Genomic DNA, 18,038 nt, shown 5'->3' on the forward strand with positions numbered 1-18,038 from the left:
ATGGGTTTTCAGATTGTCAAATCCGACATCACGCAATTGCGGGTGGACGCGATTGTGAATGCTGCCAACCGTTCTTTGTTGGGTGGAGGAGGTGTGGATGGCGCTATTCACCGCGCAGCCGGGCCAAAATTGCTTGAAGAGTGCCGTGAACTCCGAGGATGCGAGACTGGCGAGGCTAAGGTAACCGGAGCTTACAATCTTCCGGCACGCATCGTCATCCATACAGTAGGTCCGATTTGGCGCGGCGGAGAATCTGGCGAAATTGATCTGTTGGCTCGCTGCTACGCCAATTGTCTAAGGCTCGCGAGCGCCCATGAGTGTCAGAGTATTGCTTTTCCGGCAATCTCCACAGGTGCATACGGGTTTCCGCATGACAAGGCAGCCGAGGCCGCAGTGAACGCGGTCGCTGATAGCCACCTTGAAGTAAACCTTGTTGCGCTCGATGCGCGCACTGAACGACATCTGAATAACGCAATTAAGAATTGGAAAAAAAATAATGTTCAATAAAATTCTGATTGCCAACCGTGGCGAGATTGCGTGTCGGGTTATGGAGACGGCTCAGAAGATGGGGGTTTCCTGTGTGGCCGTTTATTCTGATGCGGATGCGGAAGCCAAACATGTGCAGATGGCTGATGAGGCAGTGCATATCGGAGGGGCGGCTCCGGCTGAGAGTTATCTTAAAGGTGATGTGATCATTCAGGCCGCGCTGCAGTCGGGCGCGCAGGGGATCCATCCAGGCTATGGGTTCCTGTCCGAGAACCCCGATTTCGTTGAGGCTGTTGAGGCCGCAGGGCTGACATTCATTGGACCTTCGGCGCAGGCGATCCGGCAGATGGGGCTCAAGGATGCGGCCAAGGCGTTGATGGAAGAGGCGGGTGTGCCGGTGGTGCCCGGCTATCATGGGGATAACCAGCATGCCGTACATTTGGCGGGTGAGGCCGCGTCGATTGGTTACCCTGTTCTGATCAAGGCGGTCGCGGGCGGTGGCGGCAAGGGGATGCGACTGGTTGAGCGGCCCGAGGATTTTTTGGCTGCCTTGGACAGCGCGCGGGGCGAGGCCAAGACGGCCTTCGGCAACGATGCGGTGTTGGTCGAGAAATTCGTCACGAAGCCGCGCCATATCGAGGTGCAGATCTTTGGTGATGGCACCCATGCCGTGCATTTGTTCGAACGCGATTGTTCGTTGCAGCGGCGACATCAGAAGGTGATCGAAGAAGCTCCGGCGCCCGGCATGACCGATGAGATGCGCGCGGCCATGGGGCGGGCGGGTGTGCGCGCGGCTGAGGCTATTGGGTATAAGGGTGCAGGCACGGTTGAGTTCATCGTTGATGCCTCGGACGGGCTGCGGCCGGATCGGTTCTGGTTCATGGAGATGAACACGCGATTGCAGGTCGAACATCCGGTGACCGAGGCGATCACCGGCGTCGATTTGGTCGAGTGGCAATTGCGCGTGGCGGCCGGAGAAAGCCTGCCCAAGCAGCAAAGCGAACTTGAAATCAACGGTCATGCGTTCGAGGCACGGCTGTATGCCGAGGACGTACCCAAGGGCTTTCTGCCCGCGACCGGAACGCTGACCCATTTGCGTTTTCCACCGGAATGCCGCGCCGATAGCGGTGTGCGCTCGGGTGACACGATCAGCCCCTGGTATGATCCGATGATTGCCAAGGTTGTGGTGCATGGTCCGACGCGCGCGGTTGCGTTGGAAAGCCTGCACCGGGCACTGCGCCGGACAGAGGTAGCCGGAACCGTGACCAACCTTGCCTTTCTGGGGGCGCTGACCCGGCATAACGGGTTTGCTGCAGGCGACGTTGACACGGGCCTGATTGGGCGCGATCTGGATGATCTGGTGCAAGAGGCCCCGGTGAGCAATGCTTCGGCGGTTGCTGCGGCTATGACGGCGCTTGGTTTGACGGAAACCGGCCCTGAGACCGGGTTCACTCTGTGGGGCTCACTGCATCGGGCGGTGCAATTGATACGTGAAGGCGAGTTTATCGATCTGGACGTTCAGGTCGAAGGCCCTGTTCGGCAGGTTTGGACCATCGGCAGTGACCGGCTTGACGTGCTGCGCCAAGGTGCGGGATGGGTCATAAATGGACAGCTTATGCCTAATGTCTCGGTGGCGGGATCCAGGATCACCGTGTTCGACGATTATGGGCAGGTGTTCGAGATTGTCGACCCTCTGGATCGCGATGCCAGCGCTGCAGGCGATACCAATGTGATCGAAGCGCCGATGCCCGGTCTGGTCAAAGCCGTCTTTGCCACGGCGGGGCAGGCAGTGAAGGAAGGCGACCGTTTGGCCATTCTGGAAGCCATGAAGATGGAGCATTCCCTGCTGGCTGCCCGCGATGGTGTGGTGGCCGAGGTGCTGGCAGACGCGGGTGCTCAGGTCGAGGCAGGTGCGGCGCTGGTTCGGTTGGAGGAGGCTTAAGCTGTTCGAAACGCGCTTGGCGTGTCACTGTCGCGCCATCCGTATTTGGAACGAGAAGAAGCAGGGAAGGTGAAGCCATGGGTGAACGCGTCGAAATCTTTGAAGTTGGGCCGCGGGATGGGCTTCAAAACGAAAAGCGCGATATTCCGGTTGCCGAGAAGATCGCACTGGTGGATTGCCTGAGCCAAGCGGGGTTCAACCGGATTGAGGTCGCCAGCTTTGTCTCTCCGAAATGGGTGCCTCAGATGGCGGGCAGCGCCGAGGTTTTGGCCGGGGTCAAACGCGCGGATGGCGTGCGCTATGCTGCGTTGACACCGAATATGCGCGGATACGAAGACGCTTTGGCCGCACAAGCCGATGAGATTGCGGTATTTGCTTCGGCTTCCGAGGGGTTCTCGAAAGCCAATATCAACGCAACTATCGCCGAATCCATCGAGCGGTTCGTGCCGATCCTTGAGGCCGCGCGGCATATTGATCTGCCGGTTCGCGGCTATGTGTCTTGCGTGACGGATTGCCCCTATGACGGGCCGACCCCACCCGAGAAGGTTGCCGAGGTGGCGGATACCTTATTCGCGCATGGGTGCTATGAGATTTCGCTAGGCGATACGATTGGAAAAGGGACGCCGGATACCATCGCGCATATGTTGCTGGCCGTGCGGGAAAGGGTGCCAGTGACGCGGCTTGCGGGACATTTCCATGACACGAACGGGCGGGCCATCGACAATATCGATGCCTCTCTGGCGCTGGGCGTGCGCGTGTTTGATGCGGCGGTGGGCGGGTTGGGCGGCTGTCCTTACGCGCCCGGCGCGGCAGGGAACGTCGCGACCGAAGCGGTTGCCGCGCATCTGGACCGGTTGGGGTACGAGACCGGGTTGAATGCTTCGGTTCTGGAACGGGCTGCCGAAATGGCGCGGGCGATGCGAGGCGGTTGATGCCTGTTCTGATAAGTTTCACAGGCTTGCCCGGGGTGGGAAAGACCACGATTGCGCGAGGTCTGGCGCAAGAAACCGGGGCGTTGTGGTTGTGGATAGATCAGATCGAAGCTGCCATGAGATCATCGCATATGCAGGTCTCGGATCTTGCTGATGGGGGATATGCGGCGGCACAAGCCATTGCGGCGGGGGCGTTGCAACAGGGCTATGATGTGATTGCTGATTGTGTGAACCCCATTGCGCTGACGCGTGGGGCTTGGCGCGACGTGGCAACGCAGACAGGAGCGCGGTTTTTGGATATTGAATTCACCTGTTCCGACCCGCAGACACATCGCTCACGGTTGGAAGAGCGGCGCGTGGATCTTGAAGGCTGGGTTGGGCCCACATGGTCTGACGTTTTGAAACGCGAATATGACCCCTTGCCAAATGCATCACTCCATATCGACACGGCGCGGTTGTCTGTCGCGCAAACCGTCGCGCTGATCCGTGCGGCGGTCGATCAGGACCTGGAAGCGGAGAAAAGTTTTGGAAACCCTTGAATTATCTGTCGATCCCCGTGGCGTCGCAACATTGACCCTGGCGCGCCCGGAAAAGCACAACGCGCTGTCGGCGCAGATGATCGCGGAATTGACCGAGGCCGCCAATCGGCTGGCCAGCGATGATACCGTGCGCGTTGTGGTTCTGGCCGCGCAGGGCAAGAGCTTTTGCGCAGGTGGTGATTTGAGCTGGATGCAGGCACAGATGGAGGCTGACGCCCGGACCCGGTTTGTCGAAGCCCGCAAGCTGGCCGAGATGCTGAATGCGCTGAACATTCTACCCAAGCCTCTGATCGGAGCGGTGCAGGGCAATGCTTTTGGTGGTGGGGTTGGGATGGCTTCGGTCTGCGACGTGGCCATTGGGGTGGTTAGCCTGAGGATGGGATTGACCGAGACGCGCCTGGGCCTGATCCCGGCCACGATTGGCCCCTATGTGATCGCACGTATGGGCGAAGCACGGGCGCGCCGCGTTTTCATGTCGGCCCGTCTGTTTGATGCGGCAGAAGCGGTGGAACTGGGCTTGTTGGCACGCGCCGTACCGGCAGAGGCGTTGGCCGAGGCCATTGAGGCCGAGGTTCAGCCCTATCTGTCCTGCGCACCGGGTGCGGTTGCCTCGGCCAAGGCCTTGGTCCGGTCGCTTGGCCCGACCATTGATGATGCGGTGATTGACCACACCATTCAACAGCTTGTGTCCCGATGGGAAACCGAAGAGGCGCAGGAAGGAATCGCTGCTTTTTTCGACAAAAGAAAACCTGGCTGGACGTAACACCGGTTGATCAAGTCTGAATATCCAGCGCTGCAAACGGCCTCAGCTTAACATCTGTAACAATCCCGCGCTGCGGGGTTGTGTTGAGTTGACCCTCTGACCCCACAGGGATAGAGAATGTCCTGTCAAATCGCCAATTGACGGCGCGCCCTTTCGGGACAAGCGCAGGAAAGGAGCTATACGTGGAAGACCTGCTGCGGGAGTACCTCCCGATTCTGGTGTTTCTGGCCGTGGCCATTGGTCTTGGAATCGTCCTGATTCTTGCCGCTGTGGTGCTGGCTGTCCGCAATCCCGACCCCGAAAAGGTCAGCGCATATGAATGTGGTTTCAACGCGTTCGACGATGCGCGGATGAAATTCGACGTCAGGTTCTATCTGGTGTCGATTCTCTTCATCATCTTTGATCTGGAAATCGCCTTCCTGTTCCCCTGGGCCGTTGGCTTCCGCGACATCAGCGATGTCGGCTTCTGGTCGATGATGGTGTTCTTGGGTGTTCTGACCATTGGCTTTGCCTATGAATGGAAGAAGGGGGCCCTGGAATGGGAGTGATGACGGGTGCAAACACCGCTGGCGTCGACAAGGAAGTCGCCACCCAGGCCCTGAACGCCGAGTTGCAGGACAAAGGGTTTCTGCTGACCTCAACCGAGGACATCATCAATTGGGCCCGCACCGGGTCGCTGCACTGGATGACCTTTGGTCTGGCGTGTTGCGCGGTTGAGATGATGCACACCTCGATGCCTCGTTATGACGCTGAACGATTTGGCATCGCGCCACGTGCGTCCCCGCGTCAGTCGGACGTGATGATCGTGGCCGGAACGTTGACCAACAAGATGGCGCCTGCGCTGCGCAAGGTCTATGACCAGATGCCCGAGCCGCGCTATGTGATCTCGATGGGATCCTGCGCCAATGGGGGCGGGTATTACCACTATTCCTACTCGGTCGTGCGTGGCTGCGACCGCGTTGTGCCCGTGGATATCTATGTCCCTGGCTGCCCCCCCACGGCTGAGGCGCTGCTTTATGGGCTGATGCAGTTGCAGCGCAAAATCCGCCGAACCGGGACGATTGTCAGATGAGTGCTGCTGTCGTCAGGCGCTGGGAAGCCGTTGTTGCTCGGGACGATGTTCCGGGCTGGGTCGAAACATTCCGTGCCCGAGCTTTGCCTGCAATGCGCGCGTTGGACGGGTTCTTGTCGGTTTCGTTCTTGGTCAGACGGGAGCAGGATCCGTGTCACGTTGTCGTGCTGACAAAATGGCGCGATATGGCGGCTATCGTGGCTTACGCTGGCCAAAACGCCGAAAAGACGGTCATGCCTGACTTCATGGCGAAGTTTTTCAAGTCATACGATGCCGAAGCGACATTTTATGACGAAGTTCTTCAGGAGGGACGCAATGAGTGAAGCACTCAAAGAACTCGGCGCGCAGCTTGAGCTGAAGCGGACCGATTGCGTTCTGTCCTGGGACGTGACCCATGGCGAACTGAACGTGGATGTGGCCCCGTCGAACCTGGTGGAATTCGTCGAATTCCTGAAATCCGATCAGGCTTGCAAATTCTCGACCTTGGTGGACATCACCGGTGTTGATTACCCCGAACGGGCCAAGCGGTTCGATGTGGTTTACCACTTCCTGTCGATGTACCAGAACCAGCGCATCCGCCTGCGGGTTTCGGTGCGCGAAGAGGATATGGTACCCTCGATCGTGGATGTTCACCCCTCGGCCAACTGGTTTGAGCGTGAGGTGTTTGACATGTTCGGCATCCTGTTCTCGGGCCACCCGGACCTGCGTCGGATCCTGACCGATTACGGGTTCCGCGGCTATCCGCTGCGCAAGGATTTCCCGACCACCGGCTATACCGAAGTCCGCTATGACGAGGCGCAAAAGCGCGTGGTCTATGAGCCTGTGTCGCTGGTGCAGGAATACCGTCAGTTTGATTTCATGTCCCCTTGGGAAGGCGCGAATTACATTCTGCCGGGGGATGAGAAACAGGAGGCAGAGTAATGGGCAGTATCTGGTGGCTGATCCTTTCAGCGCTGACCATCATTCCGATGTTGAAGATCCTGCCCTTTTTCGGGATCAACAAATATTGGTCTCTGCTCTGCCTTATCCCGTTTGGCACCATCGCGCTGCTGTGGTGGGTTGGTCTGAAATTGCAGGAATTGGAGCGTCGCTGAGATGTTGGGGGAACTGATCATACTGGGCGCATTGGGTGTTCTGCTTGCCGGGGCGGCAGCCAAGGCACAAGACGCTGAAAAGGTCCGGGTTCGGACTGAGGCGAAAAAGAAGAAACGGGGGCGTTGATGGACGGCTCAAGATATGATGACGGCAGCACCGACGCGCTGAGCGGCGAGCAGAAGATCCGCAACTTCAACATCAACTTCGGCCCGCAACACCCTGCGGCGCATGGTGTTCTGCGTTTGGTGCTTGAACTGGACGGTGAGATCGTCGAGCGCTGCGATCCGCATATCGGCTTGCTGCATCGGGGCACTGAAAAGCTGATGGAAAGCCGGACGTACCTGCAAAACCTGCCCTATTTCGACCGGCTGGATTACGTCGCGCCGATGAACCAGGAACATGCCTGGTGTCTGGCCATCGAAAAGCTGACCGGTGTGGAAGTGCCGCGCCGGGGTTCGCTGATCCGGGTGCTGTATTCCGAGATCGGGCGCATCCTGAACCACCTGCTGAACGTGACAACGCAAGCGATGGATGTCGGCGCGCTGACACCGCCTCTTTGGGGATTCGAAGAGCGCGAAAAACTGATGGTGTTCTATGAGCGTGCCTGCGGCGCCCGCCTGCACGCCGCCTATTTCCGCCCCGGTGGTGTCCATCAGGACCTGCCGCCCGAACTGCTGGATGATATCGAGGCATGGAGCCACGAATTCCCGTCTGTGCTGGATGATATCGACGGTTTGCTGACCGAAAACCGCATCTTCAAACAGCGTAACGCCGATATCGGCGTGGTGACCGAGGATGACATCCAGAAATACGGCTTCTCGGGCGTGATGGTCCGTGGCTCGGGTCTGGCCTGGGATCTGCGCCGCGCGCAGCCCTATGAATGCTATGACGAGTTCGAGTTCCAGATCCCCGTCGGCAAAAACGGCGACTGCTATGACCGCTATCTGGTGCGCATGGAAGAGATGCGCCAGTCGCTGCTGATCATCCGTCAGGCGATCGCCAAAATCCGCGACTGTCCCGGCGACGTGCTGGCCCGTGGCAAGATCACCCCGCCGAAACGCTCGGACATGAAAACCTCGATGGAGAGCCTGATCCATCACTTCAAGCTCTATACCGAAGGGTTCCACGTGCCCGCAGGCGAGGTTTACGCGGCCGTCGAGGCCCCCAAGGGCGAGTTCGGCGTCTATCTGGTCGCCGACGGTACCAACAAACCCTACCGCGCCAAACTGCGCGCGCCCGGGTTCCTGCATCTGCAAGCCATGGACCATGTCGCGAAAGGCCACCAACTGGCCGATGTCGCTGCAATCATCGGGACAATGGACGTTGTGTTCGGGGAGATTGATCGGTGAGCACGCAGATCCAATGCTCTCAACATGGTCATGCTGGCGCAGCATATGTCTGCTCGCACGCGTTGGAAGCGTTCAGGCATGGGAGCGTGTCTTCATTTTATTGGACAGACGCAGATAAGCCCGAGCCGTGTGGATGGTGTCACGAATGTCACCAGCGTTATCTTTCAGCTGGTGAAGAATGGGCCGGTGAGGCTGAAGAAAAGCTCGAAGCGCAGCTGGTGTGTGAGCACTGTTTTCGCGACATAATCAAATTTAATGGGTATACGTAATGCTCCGCCGTCTTCACCCCGAACAACCCGATACCTTCGCCTTCACCGCTGCCAACCAGCAATGGGCCGAAGCGCAGATTACCAAATATCCCGAAGGCCGTCAGGCCAGCGCGGTGATCCCTCTGCTGTGGCGCGCGCAGGAGCAGGAGGGGTGGTTGACCCGCCCGGCGATTGAATCTGTCGCTGACATGCTGGGCATGGCCTATATCCGCGTGCTTGAGGTGGCCTCTTTCTATTTCATGTTCCAACTGCAACCGGTGGGTTCTGTGGCGCATATTCAGGTCTGTGGCACGACGTCCTGCATGATTTGCGGGGCCGAGGATCTGATTGCGGTCTGCAAGGACAAGATCGCCGCCAAGCCGCATGCGCTGTCTGCCGATGGCAAGTTGAGCTGGGAAGAGGTGGAATGCCTGGGTTCCTGCGCCAACGCGCCGATGGCGCAGATCGGCAAGGATTATTACGAAGATCTGACGGCTGAGAGTTTTGGCAAGATCATTGACGCTCTGGCCGCCGGTCAGGTTCCGACCCCGGGCCCTCAGAACGGGCGCTATGCGGCAGAGCCGAAAAGCGGGCTGACCAGCCTGACCGACCATGATGCGGGCAAACCGCAATACAATGCCAGTGTTGCGCTGGCGACCGATCTGGGTGACACCGTCAAGCGCATCGACGGGACCGAGGTACCGATCCTGACCCCGTGGCTGGACAAGGATGGCAAGGCAGCCGCGACCAAATCGGCACCGAAACCACCCAAAGCGCCTGCACCTGCAAAACCTGCGGTGAAACAGGCGCAAGAGGCGAAAGAGGCGCAGCCTGAGGCATTGACCGCAGCGCGGGATGGCAAGGCAGATGACCTCAAGATGTTGAAAGGCGTCGGGCCAAAGCTTGAACAGACGCTGAACGCTTTGGGCTTTTACCACTTTGACCAGATCGCGGCCTGGACACCGGAACAGGTGGCCTGGGTCGACAGCCGCCTCAAGTTCAAGGGCCGGATCGAGCGTGACGGCTGGATTGACCAGGCGGCGAAACTGGCCGCTGGGGAAGAGACCGAGTTTGCCAAACGTGCCAAGAAAGACGGCACTTACGAAGACTAAGACAGGATGCCCATCCGGGGCGTCGGGATGAGATGGATAAGGACAAGGAACAGGCCATAGCCCGCAAGGGTCGCCATATCGGTATCGTAATCGCGGTGACGATGCTGCTTTGGCTTGCCATGTCCTTTATTGGTCCGCAGTTGGGTCTGCCGGGCCGCTATGCACTGCTTTTTGATTTCGCCGCGCTGGCGGGGTTCATTTATGCGGGCGTCAACATTTTTCAACTCTGGCGCATGCGTCAGGACAGCTGAAGGTAACACGCGATGCTGAAGGATCAGGACCGGATCTTTACCAACATCTACGGGATGCACGAGCGTACTCTGCGCGGCGCGCAGGCCCGGGGGCATTGGGACGGCACTGCTGGCCTGATCGAAAAGGGCCGCGACTGGATCATTCAGACGATGAAGGATTCGGGGCTGCGTGGTCGCGGCGGTGCGGGCTTTCCGACTGGGCTGAAATGGTCGTTCATGCCCAAAGAAAGCGATGGGCGTCCATCTTATCTGGTGGTGAACGCCGACGAATCCGAGCCCGGCACCTGCAAAGACCGCGAAATCATGCGCCATGATCCGCATACACTGATCGAAGGCTGTCTGATCGCCTCTTTCGCAATGAATGCGCATACCTGCTATATCTATCTGCGCGGCGAATATATCCGCGAGCGTGAGGCGCTGCAGGCCGCGATTGACGAGGCTTATGACGCAGGGCTTCTGGGCAAGAACGCCGCCGGTTCGGGCTGGGATTTCGACCTGTTCCTGCATCACGGGGCCGGGGCTTATATCTGCGGTGAGGAAACCGCGCTGATCGAAAGCCTTGAGGGCAAAAAGGGCATGCCGCGCATGAAGCCTCCGTTCCCGGCAGGGGCGGGGCTGTATGGGTGTCCGACCACTGTGAACAATGTGGAATCCATCGCCGTTGTACCTACTATCCTGCGCCGTGGTGCGGATTGGTTTGCAGGCTTTGGTCGTCAGAACAACGCAGGCACCAAGCTCTTTGCGATCTCGGGTCATGTGAACAACCCCTGCGTTGTCGAAGAGGCGATGTCGCTGTCTTTTGAAGAACTGATCGAGACTCATTGCGGTGGCATTCGGGGCGGCTGGGACAATCTGCTTGCTGTGATCCCGGGGGGATCGTCGGTGCCTTGCGTGCGGGGTGAAAACATGCGCGATGCGATCATGGATTTCGACTATCTGCGCAACGATCTGGGATCTGGCCTGGGGACAGCTGCGGTGATCGTGATGGACAAATCTACCGACATCATCAAGGCGATCTGGCGGCTGTCGAAGTTCTACAAGCACGAAAGCTGCGGCCAGTGTACTCCGTGTCGCGAGGGCACCGGCTGGATGATGCGCGTGATGGACCGTTTGGTCCGTGGCGAGGCCGAGTTGGAAGAGATCGACATGTTGTTTGACGTGACCAAGCAGGTCGAAGGCCACACAATCTGTGCCCTGGGCGACGCGGCGGCCTGGCCGATCCAGGGCCTGATCCGCAACTTCCGCGAAGAGATCGAAGACCGGATCAAGGCTCAGAAATCGGGTCGCATGGGCGCAATGGCGGCGGAGTAAAACGATGGATGTCTTTGCAGAATACGGACACGCGATTGCCTCGGTGGTGATCTTCACCCTGATCGTTTTGTTCATGGCGCCCTTCACGGCGCTGGCCAAGCAAAGCAAAGGTCTGGCTCCGGGGGACACACCCGAACAGGATTATTCAGACAAAGCCTATCGGTTGAACCGGGCCTATCTGAACGGAACCGAAACGCTTCCGGCCTTTGCTGCGGTCACCTTTGCGGCGATCCTGTTGGCGGCAAGCCCGTTTTGGGTGAACCTGCTGGCCTCGGTCGCGCTGGTCGCGCGGCTGGTGATGCTGATCGTACATATTCGCGGAATTGGCAGCCCGAACAGCGGCTTGCGCTCGGTTCTTTATGTATTGGGCTGGGCGTGCATGTTCGTGATTGGCATCATGACGCTGGTGGCGGCGTTCTGATGGTGCGATCGGAACGTCATAACTGTTTCGAGGGCCACAGCCGATTTGGACGTGCGGGTGTTTTAGCCACGCTTGTTGCCGTTTCTATGATCGCCGGATGCGGCAGCACGATCAAATCATCAGCCGAACGCGTTGCTTTCGATGGTCATGTCTTTCGTGCCAGCGCTAAACAAACAGCCAAACGGACTGAGCCCGCAGCGTTCAGCGTAACGGTCAATGGTGTTTCGAAATCTTTTGATGGTGCGCGAGAGGCGGGCAGACACGAAGGAATCCGGTTCTGCATTCGCAACTTCGGATCATCGCGCATCGACTGGAGCGTCGGGCCGGACACTGAGCAGCTTCAGGTCGAAAACGACAAACTGACCTTTGTGGGGCGTTGCCAACGACCATGAGCGTTTCATTGACATATCCGGCCTCTGGCCAGCCGCTGCTATTGCATAGCAGTGCCGAGCAGCCCCGTCTTGGAGGTTCCAAGACGAAGGGATATGTCATGTCTGTATTGAAAATAGTTGCCTTGTCGGCAGCGATGGTCGTTCCTGCCGCAGCTGATGCGAAACCGCCCTTGCGCGACGTGTCGGAAATAGACAACGAGCTGTACTATATCGCGGTCGCAAACGAGATTTCTGAGTACTGTCCCACAATCAGTGGTCGCCGTTTGAAAGCAATCAGTGTGTTGTGGAGTTTGCGCTCGAAAGCCAACAAACTTGGGTACTCGGACAGCGAGATCCGGTCCTATGTTGAATCGGATGCCGAAAAGGATCGGATGCGCGCCAAGGGCGAAGCCTATCTTGCCGATAACGGCGTTACCTATGAAAAACCGAATTCATTCTGCGCCTTGGGGCAGAAGGAAATCCAAAGAAACAGCGCCATAGGCGTGTATTTGAAGGCGAAGTGAAAGCCATGTCTGACCTCCGCAAGATCAATATCGACGGGCAGGAAATCGAAGTCGATGGTGCAATGACCTTGATCCAGGCCTGCGAAGAGGCCGGGATCGAAGTGCCGCGTTTCTGCTATCATGAACGTCTTTCGATCGCCGGCAACTGCCGGATGTGTCTGGTTGAGGTCGTGGGCGGCCCGCCGAAACCTGCGGCGTCCTGTGCGATGCAAGTTCGTGATTTGCGACCGGGGCCGGAAGGACAACCGCCGGTGGTCAAGACGAACTCTCCTATGGTCAAGAAGGCCCGAGAAGGGGTGATGGAGTTCCTGCTGATCAACCACCCGCTGGATTGTCCGATTTGCGACCAGGGCGGTGAGTGCGATCTGCAAGATCAGGCGATGGCCTATGGCGTCTCGGGGTCGCGCTTCAAAGAGGCAAAGCGCGCGGTGGATGATCTGGATCTGGGGCCTCTGGTGGGCACCGCGATGACCCGCTGCATCAGCTGCACCCGCTGTGTGCGTTTCACCACCGAAGTCGCAGGGATCACCCAAATGGGTCAGACCGGGCGCGGTGAAGATGCCGAGATCACCTCGTATCTGAACCAGACGCTGCAATCGAACCTTCAGGGCAACATCATTGATTTGTGCCCGGTGGGTGCGCTGACCTCGAAGCCCTATGCCTTTACCGCTCGCCCGTGGGAGCTGACCAAGACCGAGAGCATCGATGTGATGGATGCATTGGGGTCGAACATCCGGGTCGATACCAAAGGGCGCGAGGTGATGCGTTTTCTGCCGCGCAACCATGACGGTGTGAACGAGGAATGGATCAGCGACAAAACCCGCTTTGTCTGGGATGGCCTTCGCCGTCAGCGTTTGGACAAGCCCTATGTGCGGGAAAACGGCAAACTGCGCCCAGCGTCGTGGGCTGAGGCGTTGGGCAAGGCCGCTGAGGCGCTGAAAGGGGCCGAAAAACCGGCGGGCATTGTGGGCGATCTGGCCCCGGTCGAGGCTGCTTTTGCGTTGAAACAGATGATCGAGGGGCAGGGCGGTGTTGTCGAGTGCCGCACCGATGGGGCCAAACTGCCTGCGGGCAACCGTGCGGCCTATGCCGGGACCGCAGCGATTGAGGACATCGACAGCGCCGAGCGTATTCTGCTGATCGGAACCAACCCGCGCGAAGAGGCTCCGGTGCTGAACGCGCGGATCCGAAAGGCGTGGGCGCATGGGGCTGAAGTGGCCTTGGTGGGTCCCGCCGTCGATCTGACCTACGCCTATCACCATATGGGTGACGACCGAGCTGCGCTGCAACAGGTTGTCGATATGGGCGGTGATGAAGAGATCATGGGCAAGCCGTCGCTGGTGATCATCGGCCAAGGCGCATTGCAAGAGGCCGACGGGGCGGCGGTTCTTGCCGCAGCGCAAACCATTGCTGCCAACACGGAAAGCGGTTTAATCGTCCTGCACACCGCCGCTGGTCGTGTCGGCGCCATGGATGTCGATGCCACCAACGCAGACGGTATGGACGCCACTAATGCGGCAGACGTGATCTATAACCTCGGCGCGGATGAGGTCGAGATCGGTGAGGGCGCTTTTGTCATCTATCAGGGCAGCCATGGCGACCGGGGCGCGCATCGCGCAGATGTGATCCTGCCGGGTGCGGCCTATACCGAGGAAAACGGTTTGTTCGTAAACACCGAAGGCCGTCCGCAACTGGCCATGCGCGCCGGGTTTGCACCGGGCGAGGCCAAGGAAAACTGGGCCATCCTGCGGGCTTTGTCCGCCGAGCTGGGCGCGACACTGCCCTATGATTCTCTGGCCCAACTGCGCAGCGCGCTGATCGAGGCCGTGCCGCATCTGGCCCGTATTGATGAGGTTATCGAAAACGAGGTTCAAGCGCTTGAGGCCGGAACATTCGGCGAAGCCAGCTTCCGCTATGCCATCACGGATTTCTATCTGACCAACCCGATCGCGCGGGCCTCGCAACTGATGGCCGAGCTATCGGCACAGGCGCAAGCGCTGAAATCTCAAAAGATCGCGGCAGAATGATACAAACCGGTTTCATATCGCATCTGAGCGCGGCGGGTTTCGGGCCCGATGTCGCGCAAAATTTGCGCGTGAAACCAAAGAAAAAGGGTAGCGCACGGGGAACAGATGCTGTTTACACCAACGCGCCGACCCAGCCGCAATATGCGCAGGCACATAGCCTTTGCATCGCGCGCGGAAAACGGAATACCCACGGTGTGAGGACCAATGGCTGAATTCTTTAACACCCCGGGCGGAATAGCCCTCATCGTCCTGGCGCAAGTGCTTGCGGTTGTGGCCTTTGTGATGATTTCGCTGTTGTTCCTTGTCTATGGTGACCGCAAGATCTGGGCCGCCGTACAGATGCGCCGGGGTCCGAACGTGGTAGGTGCCTATGGCCTGCTGCAAACCGTGGCTGATGCGCTGAAATATGTGGTCAAAGAGGTGGTGATCCCGGCAGGTGCTGACCGTACCGTGTTCATCCTCGCGCCGCTCACCTCGTTTGTGCTGGCCATGGTCGCCTGGGCGGTGATCCCGCTGAACGATGGCTGGGTGCTGTCGGACATCAACGTCGCGATCCTCTATGTCTTCGCCATCTCCTCATTAGAAGTTTATGGCGTGATTATGGGTGGTTGGGCGTCGAACTCAAAGTACCCGTTCTTGGGTTCGTTGCGCTCGGCGGCGCAGATGATTTCCTATGAAGTCTCCATCGGTCTGATCATCATCGGCGTCATCATCTCGACCGGCTCGATGAATTTCGGCGCGATTGTCGAGGCGCAAGATGGCCGGTTCGGGTTCTTCAGCTGGTACTGGCTGCCGCATTTCCCGATGGTCTTCCTGTTCTTCATCTCGGCGCTGGCTGAAACCAACCGGCCTCCGTTCGACCTGCCCGAGGCGGAATCGGAACTGGTGGCCGGCTACCAGGTCGAATACTCGGCCACGCCATTCCTGCTGTTCATGGCTGGCGAATACATTGCCATCTTCCTGATGTGCGCGCTGACTACACTGCTGTTCTTCGGCGGCTGGCTGTCGCCGATCCCGGGCCTGCCCGACGGCGTGCTGTGGATGGTTGCCAAAATGGCGTTCTTCTTCTTCCTCTTCGCGATGGTCAAGGCGATCACGCCCCGCTACCGCTATGACCAGCTGATGCGGCTGGGCTGGAAAGTCTTCCTGCCCTTCTCGCTGGCCTGGGTGGTGTTTGTAGCCTTCGCGGCAAGGTTCGACTGGTTCTGGGGCTCGTTTGCCCGTTGGAGCGTAGGAGGCTGATATGACCCAAATCGACTACACCCGCGCTGCCAAGTATTTCCTGCTGCAAGATTTCTGGGTCGGCATGAAACTGGGGCTGAAGTATTTCTTTGCCCCCAAGGCTACCGTGAACTATCCGCATGAAAAGGGCCCGCTGAGCCCTCGGTTCCGCGGAGAACATGCCCTGCGCCGTTATCCGAATGGTGAAGAGCGCTGCATTGCCTGCAAACTCTGTGAGGCGATTTGCCCTGCGCAGGCTATCACCATCGACGCCGAGCCACGCGAGGACGGCTCGCGCCGCACCACGCGTTATGACATCGACATGACCAAATGCATCTATTGCGGCTTCTGCCAAGAGGCCTGCCCGGTCGATGCTATCGTCGAAGGCCCGAATTTCGAATTCGCGACGGAAACCCGGGAAGAGCTGTTCTACGACAAGGAAAAGCTGCTGGATAACGGCGAGCGCTGGGAAGCCGAGATCGCTCGCAACCTGGAACTGGACGCGCCCTACAGATGACTGACGCGCCCTTAAACCCGTTCGAGCTGATGATGCGTCAGGCGCAGGATATGGCCAAGGCGATGAACCCGGCGATGGAGAGCTTCTCGCCCAAAGGGTTCGAGGCGCTGTGGCCGACCATGCCCAAAGAGGTCATGGAGATGATGTTCGGCAACACCGTCAACCCCGACGGTCTGGATGCCAAGACCCGCTTGCTGCTGACGCTGGCCGGGCTGACCTGTCAGGGCGCGCAGGCCGACACTGCCGTGCGCCAGACTGTCCGCCACGCGCTCGAGGCAGGGGCCAAGAAACAAGAGATCGTGGAAACGATCGGTCAGATGTCGGTCTTTGCCGGCATCCCGGCCATGACCCGCGCGCTGGATCTGGCGCAAGAGGTTCTGGGCGATAACGAGGATGAGGATCAATGACCGTCTTTGCCTTCTATCTGTTTGCCATCAGCGCCATTACCGGCGGGCTGTTCACGGTGATCAGCCGTCAACCGGTGCACTCGGTGCTGTGGCTGATCCTGGCCTTCCTGTCCTCGGCGGGGCTGTTTGTTCTGCTGGGGGCCGAGTTCGTGGCGATGCTGCTGATCATCGTCTATGTCGGCGCGGTCGCGGTTCTGTTCCTGTTCGTCGTGATGATGCTGGACGTGGATTTTGCCGAGCTCAAGGCCGAGATGGCGCGCTATATGCCATTGGCCCTGCTGATCGGCCTGGTCATCCTGATGCAGTTTGTCATGGCCTTCGGAGCCTGGGACAGCGCCCAAGGGGTTGAGGCCAATCTGGCCCAGCCAGTCCCGGTGGACCGCCACAACACCGAGGCGCTGGGTGTCATCCTTTACGATCAATATTTCCTTCTGTTCCAACTGGCGGGCCTGATCCTGCTGGTCGCCATGATCGGCGCCATCGTGTTGACCCTGCGCCACCGTCAGGACATCAAGCGTCAGGACATCGTCGGCCAAATGATGCGCGACCCGGCCAAGGCGATGGAGCTGAAGGACGTGAAACCGGGGCAGGGGTTGTGAGGTTCACCCACGTCATACTCGGCATGGTCGCTATTGTCTCAGCCAGTGCCGCGCAGGCGGAATGCGCCTTGCCCAATTGGTTCTTGGATGGGCTAGGAAGAGAGCCACTGTCTGTCGGTGAGCGTTGCGAATTTGAAAATGCGGGGTCGTGGAAATCGCCGCTGGAAGGTGGGCCTGTGACTGGGTTTGCGGGCTCGCTGGTTGCTCAGCGGATCACTGATTTAACATGTGGCAGCACTCAGGAATTATGGGTTGCTGATTGTGAGACTGGCGAGGCACTTGTGTTCTCTGGAACGCTTTGTGGTGGCCTGCCTCTTACCGTTCCGGTAAGCACAGTTTCATGTTTTGATGGTCCTGATGGATTGTTGGAGATGTCCCAGTCCTCTTCCCTGTCGCAACTTGCTGAAGCGGCAAAGAAACACGGGATTAGGACGAAATCCGAGACGATCTCGGACCGGCTAAAAAACCTTCCCTTTAATCGGAGGCCTAGCCCCGCCTGCGGCTGCAAACTCCACTATCCCGACTCGCCAGGAGCGAAGCTATGATCGGACTTGAACACTATCTTACGGTCGCGGCGACGCTGTTCGTCATCGGCATCTTCGGTCTCTTCCTGAACCGCAAGAACGTCATCATCCTGCTGATGAGTATCGAACTGATGCTGCTGGCAGTGAATATCAACCTCGTGGCGTTTTCCAGCTTCCTGGGCGATCTGGTCGGGCAGGTGTTTACGCTGTTTGTGCTGACCGTTGCGGCGGCTGAGGCGGCGATTGGTCTGGCCATTCTGGTCTGCTTCTTCCGCAACCGCGGCACCATCGCGGTTGAAGACGTCAATATGATGAAGGGCTAAGAGC

The 18,038-nt window shown here is 58.8% G+C and carries 23 protein-coding genes; all 23 read left to right on the forward strand.

Annotated features, from left to right (window positions below; translation table 11 throughout):
- The 23 genes from GOV38_RS11370 (at position 1) to nuoK (ending at position 18,034) form a co-directional block, all read left to right on the forward strand.
- Positions 1 to 507: an O-acetyl-ADP-ribose deacetylase gene (locus GOV38_RS11370; RefSeq protein ID WP_171209758.1), complete on the forward strand. Its 507-nt coding sequence runs from the start codon at positions 1 to 3 to the stop codon at positions 505 to 507.
- Positions 497 to 2,428 carry an acetyl/propionyl/methylcrotonyl-CoA carboxylase subunit alpha gene (locus GOV38_RS11375; RefSeq protein ID WP_171209757.1) on the forward strand — a complete coding sequence of 644 codons (1,932 nt, stop codon included), beginning with the start codon at positions 497 to 499 and terminating at the stop codon, positions 2,426 to 2,428. Before GOV38_RS11370 ends, GOV38_RS11375 begins: the two co-directional genes overlap by 11 nt.
- 77 nt (positions 2,429 to 2,505) lie before the next feature.
- A complete protein-coding gene (locus tag GOV38_RS11380) occupies positions 2,506 to 3,360 on the forward strand; it encodes a hydroxymethylglutaryl-CoA lyase (RefSeq protein WP_171209756.1) in 855 nt (284 codons plus the stop codon).
- A complete protein-coding gene (locus GOV38_RS11385) occupies positions 3,360 to 3,899 on the forward strand; it encodes an AAA family ATPase (protein WP_171209755.1) in 540 nt (179 codons plus the stop codon). The genes GOV38_RS11380 and GOV38_RS11385 overlap by 1 nt, the downstream gene beginning before the upstream one ends.
- On the forward strand, positions 3,886 to 4,662 hold the full coding sequence (locus GOV38_RS11390; protein WP_174838845.1) for a crotonase/enoyl-CoA hydratase family protein: 777 nt from the start codon (positions 3,886 to 3,888) through the stop codon (positions 4,660 to 4,662). The genes GOV38_RS11385 and GOV38_RS11390 overlap by 14 nt, the downstream gene beginning before the upstream one ends.
- A 182-nt stretch (positions 4,663 to 4,844) precedes the next feature.
- A complete protein-coding gene (locus GOV38_RS11395; protein ID WP_170768082.1) occupies positions 4,845 to 5,210 on the forward strand; it encodes an NADH-quinone oxidoreductase subunit A in 366 nt (121 codons plus the stop codon).
- On the forward strand, positions 5,201 to 5,734 hold the full coding sequence (locus tag GOV38_RS11400) for an NADH-quinone oxidoreductase subunit B family protein (protein ID WP_010442777.1): 534 nt from the start codon (positions 5,201 to 5,203) through the stop codon (positions 5,732 to 5,734). The genes GOV38_RS11395 and GOV38_RS11400 overlap by 10 nt, the downstream gene beginning before the upstream one ends.
- The gene (locus GOV38_RS11405) at positions 5,731 to 6,057 is read left to right on the forward strand and encodes an antibiotic biosynthesis monooxygenase (RefSeq protein ID WP_171128145.1); all 327 of its coding nucleotides are present in this window, start codon (positions 5,731 to 5,733) and stop codon (positions 6,055 to 6,057) included. Before GOV38_RS11400 ends, GOV38_RS11405 begins: the two co-directional genes overlap by 4 nt.
- Positions 6,050 to 6,655 (forward strand): NADH-quinone oxidoreductase subunit C, encoded by a 606-nt coding sequence (locus GOV38_RS11410; RefSeq protein WP_171128147.1) that lies wholly within the window; start codon positions 6,050 to 6,052, stop codon positions 6,653 to 6,655. Before GOV38_RS11405 ends, GOV38_RS11410 begins: the two co-directional genes overlap by 8 nt.
- Positions 6,655 to 6,828 carry a hypothetical protein gene (locus tag GOV38_RS11415; RefSeq protein ID WP_171128149.1) on the forward strand — a complete coding sequence of 58 codons (174 nt, stop codon included), beginning with the start codon at positions 6,655 to 6,657 and terminating at the stop codon, positions 6,826 to 6,828. Before GOV38_RS11410 ends, GOV38_RS11415 begins: the two co-directional genes overlap by 1 nt.
- 1 nt (position 6,829) lies before the next feature.
- A complete protein-coding gene (locus GOV38_RS22470) occupies positions 6,830 to 6,955 on the forward strand; it encodes a hypothetical protein (RefSeq protein WP_256368659.1) in 126 nt (41 codons plus the stop codon).
- Complete coding sequence (locus GOV38_RS11420) at positions 6,955 to 8,178, forward strand: NADH-quinone oxidoreductase subunit D (protein WP_171209754.1); 1,224 nt, start codon at positions 6,955 to 6,957, stop codon at positions 8,176 to 8,178. Before GOV38_RS22470 ends, GOV38_RS11420 begins: the two co-directional genes overlap by 1 nt.
- 268 nt (positions 8,179 to 8,446) lie before the next feature.
- The gene (nuoE, locus tag GOV38_RS11425; protein ID WP_171209753.1) at positions 8,447 to 9,538 is read left to right on the forward strand and encodes an NADH-quinone oxidoreductase subunit NuoE; all 1,092 of its coding nucleotides are present in this window, start codon (positions 8,447 to 8,449) and stop codon (positions 9,536 to 9,538) included.
- A 32-nt stretch (positions 9,539 to 9,570) separates the two neighbouring features.
- Positions 9,571 to 9,789: a DUF5337 domain-containing protein gene (locus tag GOV38_RS11430; protein WP_171096957.1), complete on the forward strand. Its 219-nt coding sequence runs from the start codon at positions 9,571 to 9,573 to the stop codon at positions 9,787 to 9,789.
- Positions 9,790 to 9,801: 12 nt separating this feature from the next.
- Positions 9,802 to 11,100 (forward strand): NADH-quinone oxidoreductase subunit NuoF, encoded by a 1,299-nt coding sequence (nuoF, locus tag GOV38_RS11435; RefSeq protein WP_171128157.1) that lies wholly within the window; start codon positions 9,802 to 9,804, stop codon positions 11,098 to 11,100.
- Between the two features lie 4 nt (positions 11,101 to 11,104).
- Complete coding sequence (locus GOV38_RS11440; protein WP_171213006.1) at positions 11,105 to 11,521, forward strand: MAPEG family protein; 417 nt, start codon at positions 11,105 to 11,107, stop codon at positions 11,519 to 11,521.
- A 388-nt stretch (positions 11,522 to 11,909) separates the two neighbouring features.
- Complete coding sequence (locus GOV38_RS11445; protein ID WP_254430617.1) at positions 11,910 to 12,416, forward strand: DUF5333 domain-containing protein; 507 nt, start codon at positions 11,910 to 11,912, stop codon at positions 12,414 to 12,416.
- A 5-nt stretch (positions 12,417 to 12,421) separates the two neighbouring features.
- Positions 12,422 to 14,443, forward strand: a complete 2,022-nt coding sequence (gene nuoG, locus GOV38_RS11450) for an NADH-quinone oxidoreductase subunit NuoG (protein WP_171209751.1) — start codon at positions 12,422 to 12,424, stop codon at positions 14,441 to 14,443.
- Between the two features lie 204 nt (positions 14,444 to 14,647).
- A complete protein-coding gene (gene nuoH, locus GOV38_RS11455) occupies positions 14,648 to 15,685 on the forward strand; it encodes an NADH-quinone oxidoreductase subunit NuoH (protein ID WP_171209750.1) in 1,038 nt (345 codons plus the stop codon).
- 1 nt (position 15,686) lies between these two features.
- On the forward strand, positions 15,687 to 16,181 hold the full coding sequence (gene nuoI, locus GOV38_RS11460; protein WP_170570317.1) for an NADH-quinone oxidoreductase subunit NuoI: 495 nt from the start codon (positions 15,687 to 15,689) through the stop codon (positions 16,179 to 16,181).
- Positions 16,178 to 16,588: a carboxymuconolactone decarboxylase family protein gene (locus GOV38_RS11465; RefSeq protein ID WP_171096966.1), complete on the forward strand. Its 411-nt coding sequence runs from the start codon at positions 16,178 to 16,180 to the stop codon at positions 16,586 to 16,588. Before nuoI ends, GOV38_RS11465 begins: the two co-directional genes overlap by 4 nt.
- Entirely contained in the window at positions 16,585 to 17,187 is a 603-nt protein-coding gene (locus tag GOV38_RS11470; protein ID WP_171096968.1) for an NADH-quinone oxidoreductase subunit J, read from the forward strand. The genes GOV38_RS11465 and GOV38_RS11470 overlap by 4 nt, the downstream gene beginning before the upstream one ends.
- 541 nt (positions 17,188 to 17,728) lie before the next feature.
- On the forward strand, positions 17,729 to 18,034 hold the full coding sequence (nuoK, locus tag GOV38_RS11475) for an NADH-quinone oxidoreductase subunit NuoK (protein WP_005984024.1): 306 nt from the start codon (positions 17,729 to 17,731) through the stop codon (positions 18,032 to 18,034).
- The last annotated feature ends 4 nt before the right edge of the window (positions 18,035 to 18,038 follow it).

The organism is Ruegeria sp. HKCCA5839, from assembly GCF_013035585.1.
Classification (GTDB): Bacteria; Pseudomonadota; Alphaproteobacteria; order Rhodobacterales; family Rhodobacteraceae; genus Ruegeria.

Bases quoted from the DNA above. Each gene is read 5' to 3' on its own strand.
- GOV38_RS11415 (WP_171128149.1), top strand. From the start codon at position 6,655: ATGGGCAGTATCTGGTGGCTGATCCTTTCAGCGCTGACCATCATTCCG.
- nuoK (WP_005984024.1), top strand. From the start codon at position 17,729: ATGATCGGACTTGAACACTATCTTACGGTCGCGGCGACGCTGTTCGTC.
- nuoG (WP_171209751.1), top strand. From the start codon at position 12,422: ATGTCTGACCTCCGCAAGATCAATATCGACGGGCAGGAAATCGAAGTC.
- GOV38_RS11465 (WP_171096966.1), top strand. From the start codon at position 16,178: ATGACTGACGCGCCCTTAAACCCGTTCGAGCTGATGATGCGTCAGGCG.
- GOV38_RS11385 (WP_171209755.1), top strand. From the start codon at position 3,360: ATGCCTGTTCTGATAAGTTTCACAGGCTTGCCCGGGGTGGGAAAGACC.
- nuoF (WP_171128157.1), top strand. From the start codon at position 9,802: ATGCTGAAGGATCAGGACCGGATCTTTACCAACATCTACGGGATGCAC.
- GOV38_RS11380 (WP_171209756.1), top strand. From the start codon at position 2,506: ATGGGTGAACGCGTCGAAATCTTTGAAGTTGGGCCGCGGGATGGGCTT.
- nuoH (WP_171209750.1), top strand. From the start codon at position 14,648: ATGGCTGAATTCTTTAACACCCCGGGCGGAATAGCCCTCATCGTCCTG.
- GOV38_RS11445 (WP_254430617.1), top strand. From the start codon at position 11,910: ATGAGCGTTTCATTGACATATCCGGCCTCTGGCCAGCCGCTGCTATTG.
- GOV38_RS11440 (WP_171213006.1), top strand. From the start codon at position 11,105: ATGGATGTCTTTGCAGAATACGGACACGCGATTGCCTCGGTGGTGATC.
- GOV38_RS11410 (WP_171128147.1), top strand. From the start codon at position 6,050: ATGAGTGAAGCACTCAAAGAACTCGGCGCGCAGCTTGAGCTGAAGCGG.
- GOV38_RS11375 (WP_171209757.1), top strand. From the start codon at position 497: ATGTTCAATAAAATTCTGATTGCCAACCGTGGCGAGATTGCGTGTCGG.
- GOV38_RS11430 (WP_171096957.1), top strand. From the start codon at position 9,571: ATGGATAAGGACAAGGAACAGGCCATAGCCCGCAAGGGTCGCCATATC.
- GOV38_RS11420 (WP_171209754.1), top strand. From the start codon at position 6,955: ATGGACGGCTCAAGATATGATGACGGCAGCACCGACGCGCTGAGCGGC.
- nuoI (WP_170570317.1), top strand. From the start codon at position 15,687: ATGACCCAAATCGACTACACCCGCGCTGCCAAGTATTTCCTGCTGCAA.
- GOV38_RS22470 (WP_256368659.1), top strand. From the start codon at position 6,830: ATGTTGGGGGAACTGATCATACTGGGCGCATTGGGTGTTCTGCTTGCC.
- GOV38_RS11370 (WP_171209758.1), top strand. From the start codon at position 1: ATGGGTTTTCAGATTGTCAAATCCGACATCACGCAATTGCGGGTGGAC.
- nuoE (WP_171209753.1), top strand. From the start codon at position 8,447: ATGCTCCGCCGTCTTCACCCCGAACAACCCGATACCTTCGCCTTCACC.
- GOV38_RS11405 (WP_171128145.1), top strand. From the start codon at position 5,731: ATGAGTGCTGCTGTCGTCAGGCGCTGGGAAGCCGTTGTTGCTCGGGAC.
- GOV38_RS11470 (WP_171096968.1), top strand. From the start codon at position 16,585: ATGACCGTCTTTGCCTTCTATCTGTTTGCCATCAGCGCCATTACCGGC.
- GOV38_RS11400 (WP_010442777.1), top strand. From the start codon at position 5,201: ATGGGAGTGATGACGGGTGCAAACACCGCTGGCGTCGACAAGGAAGTC.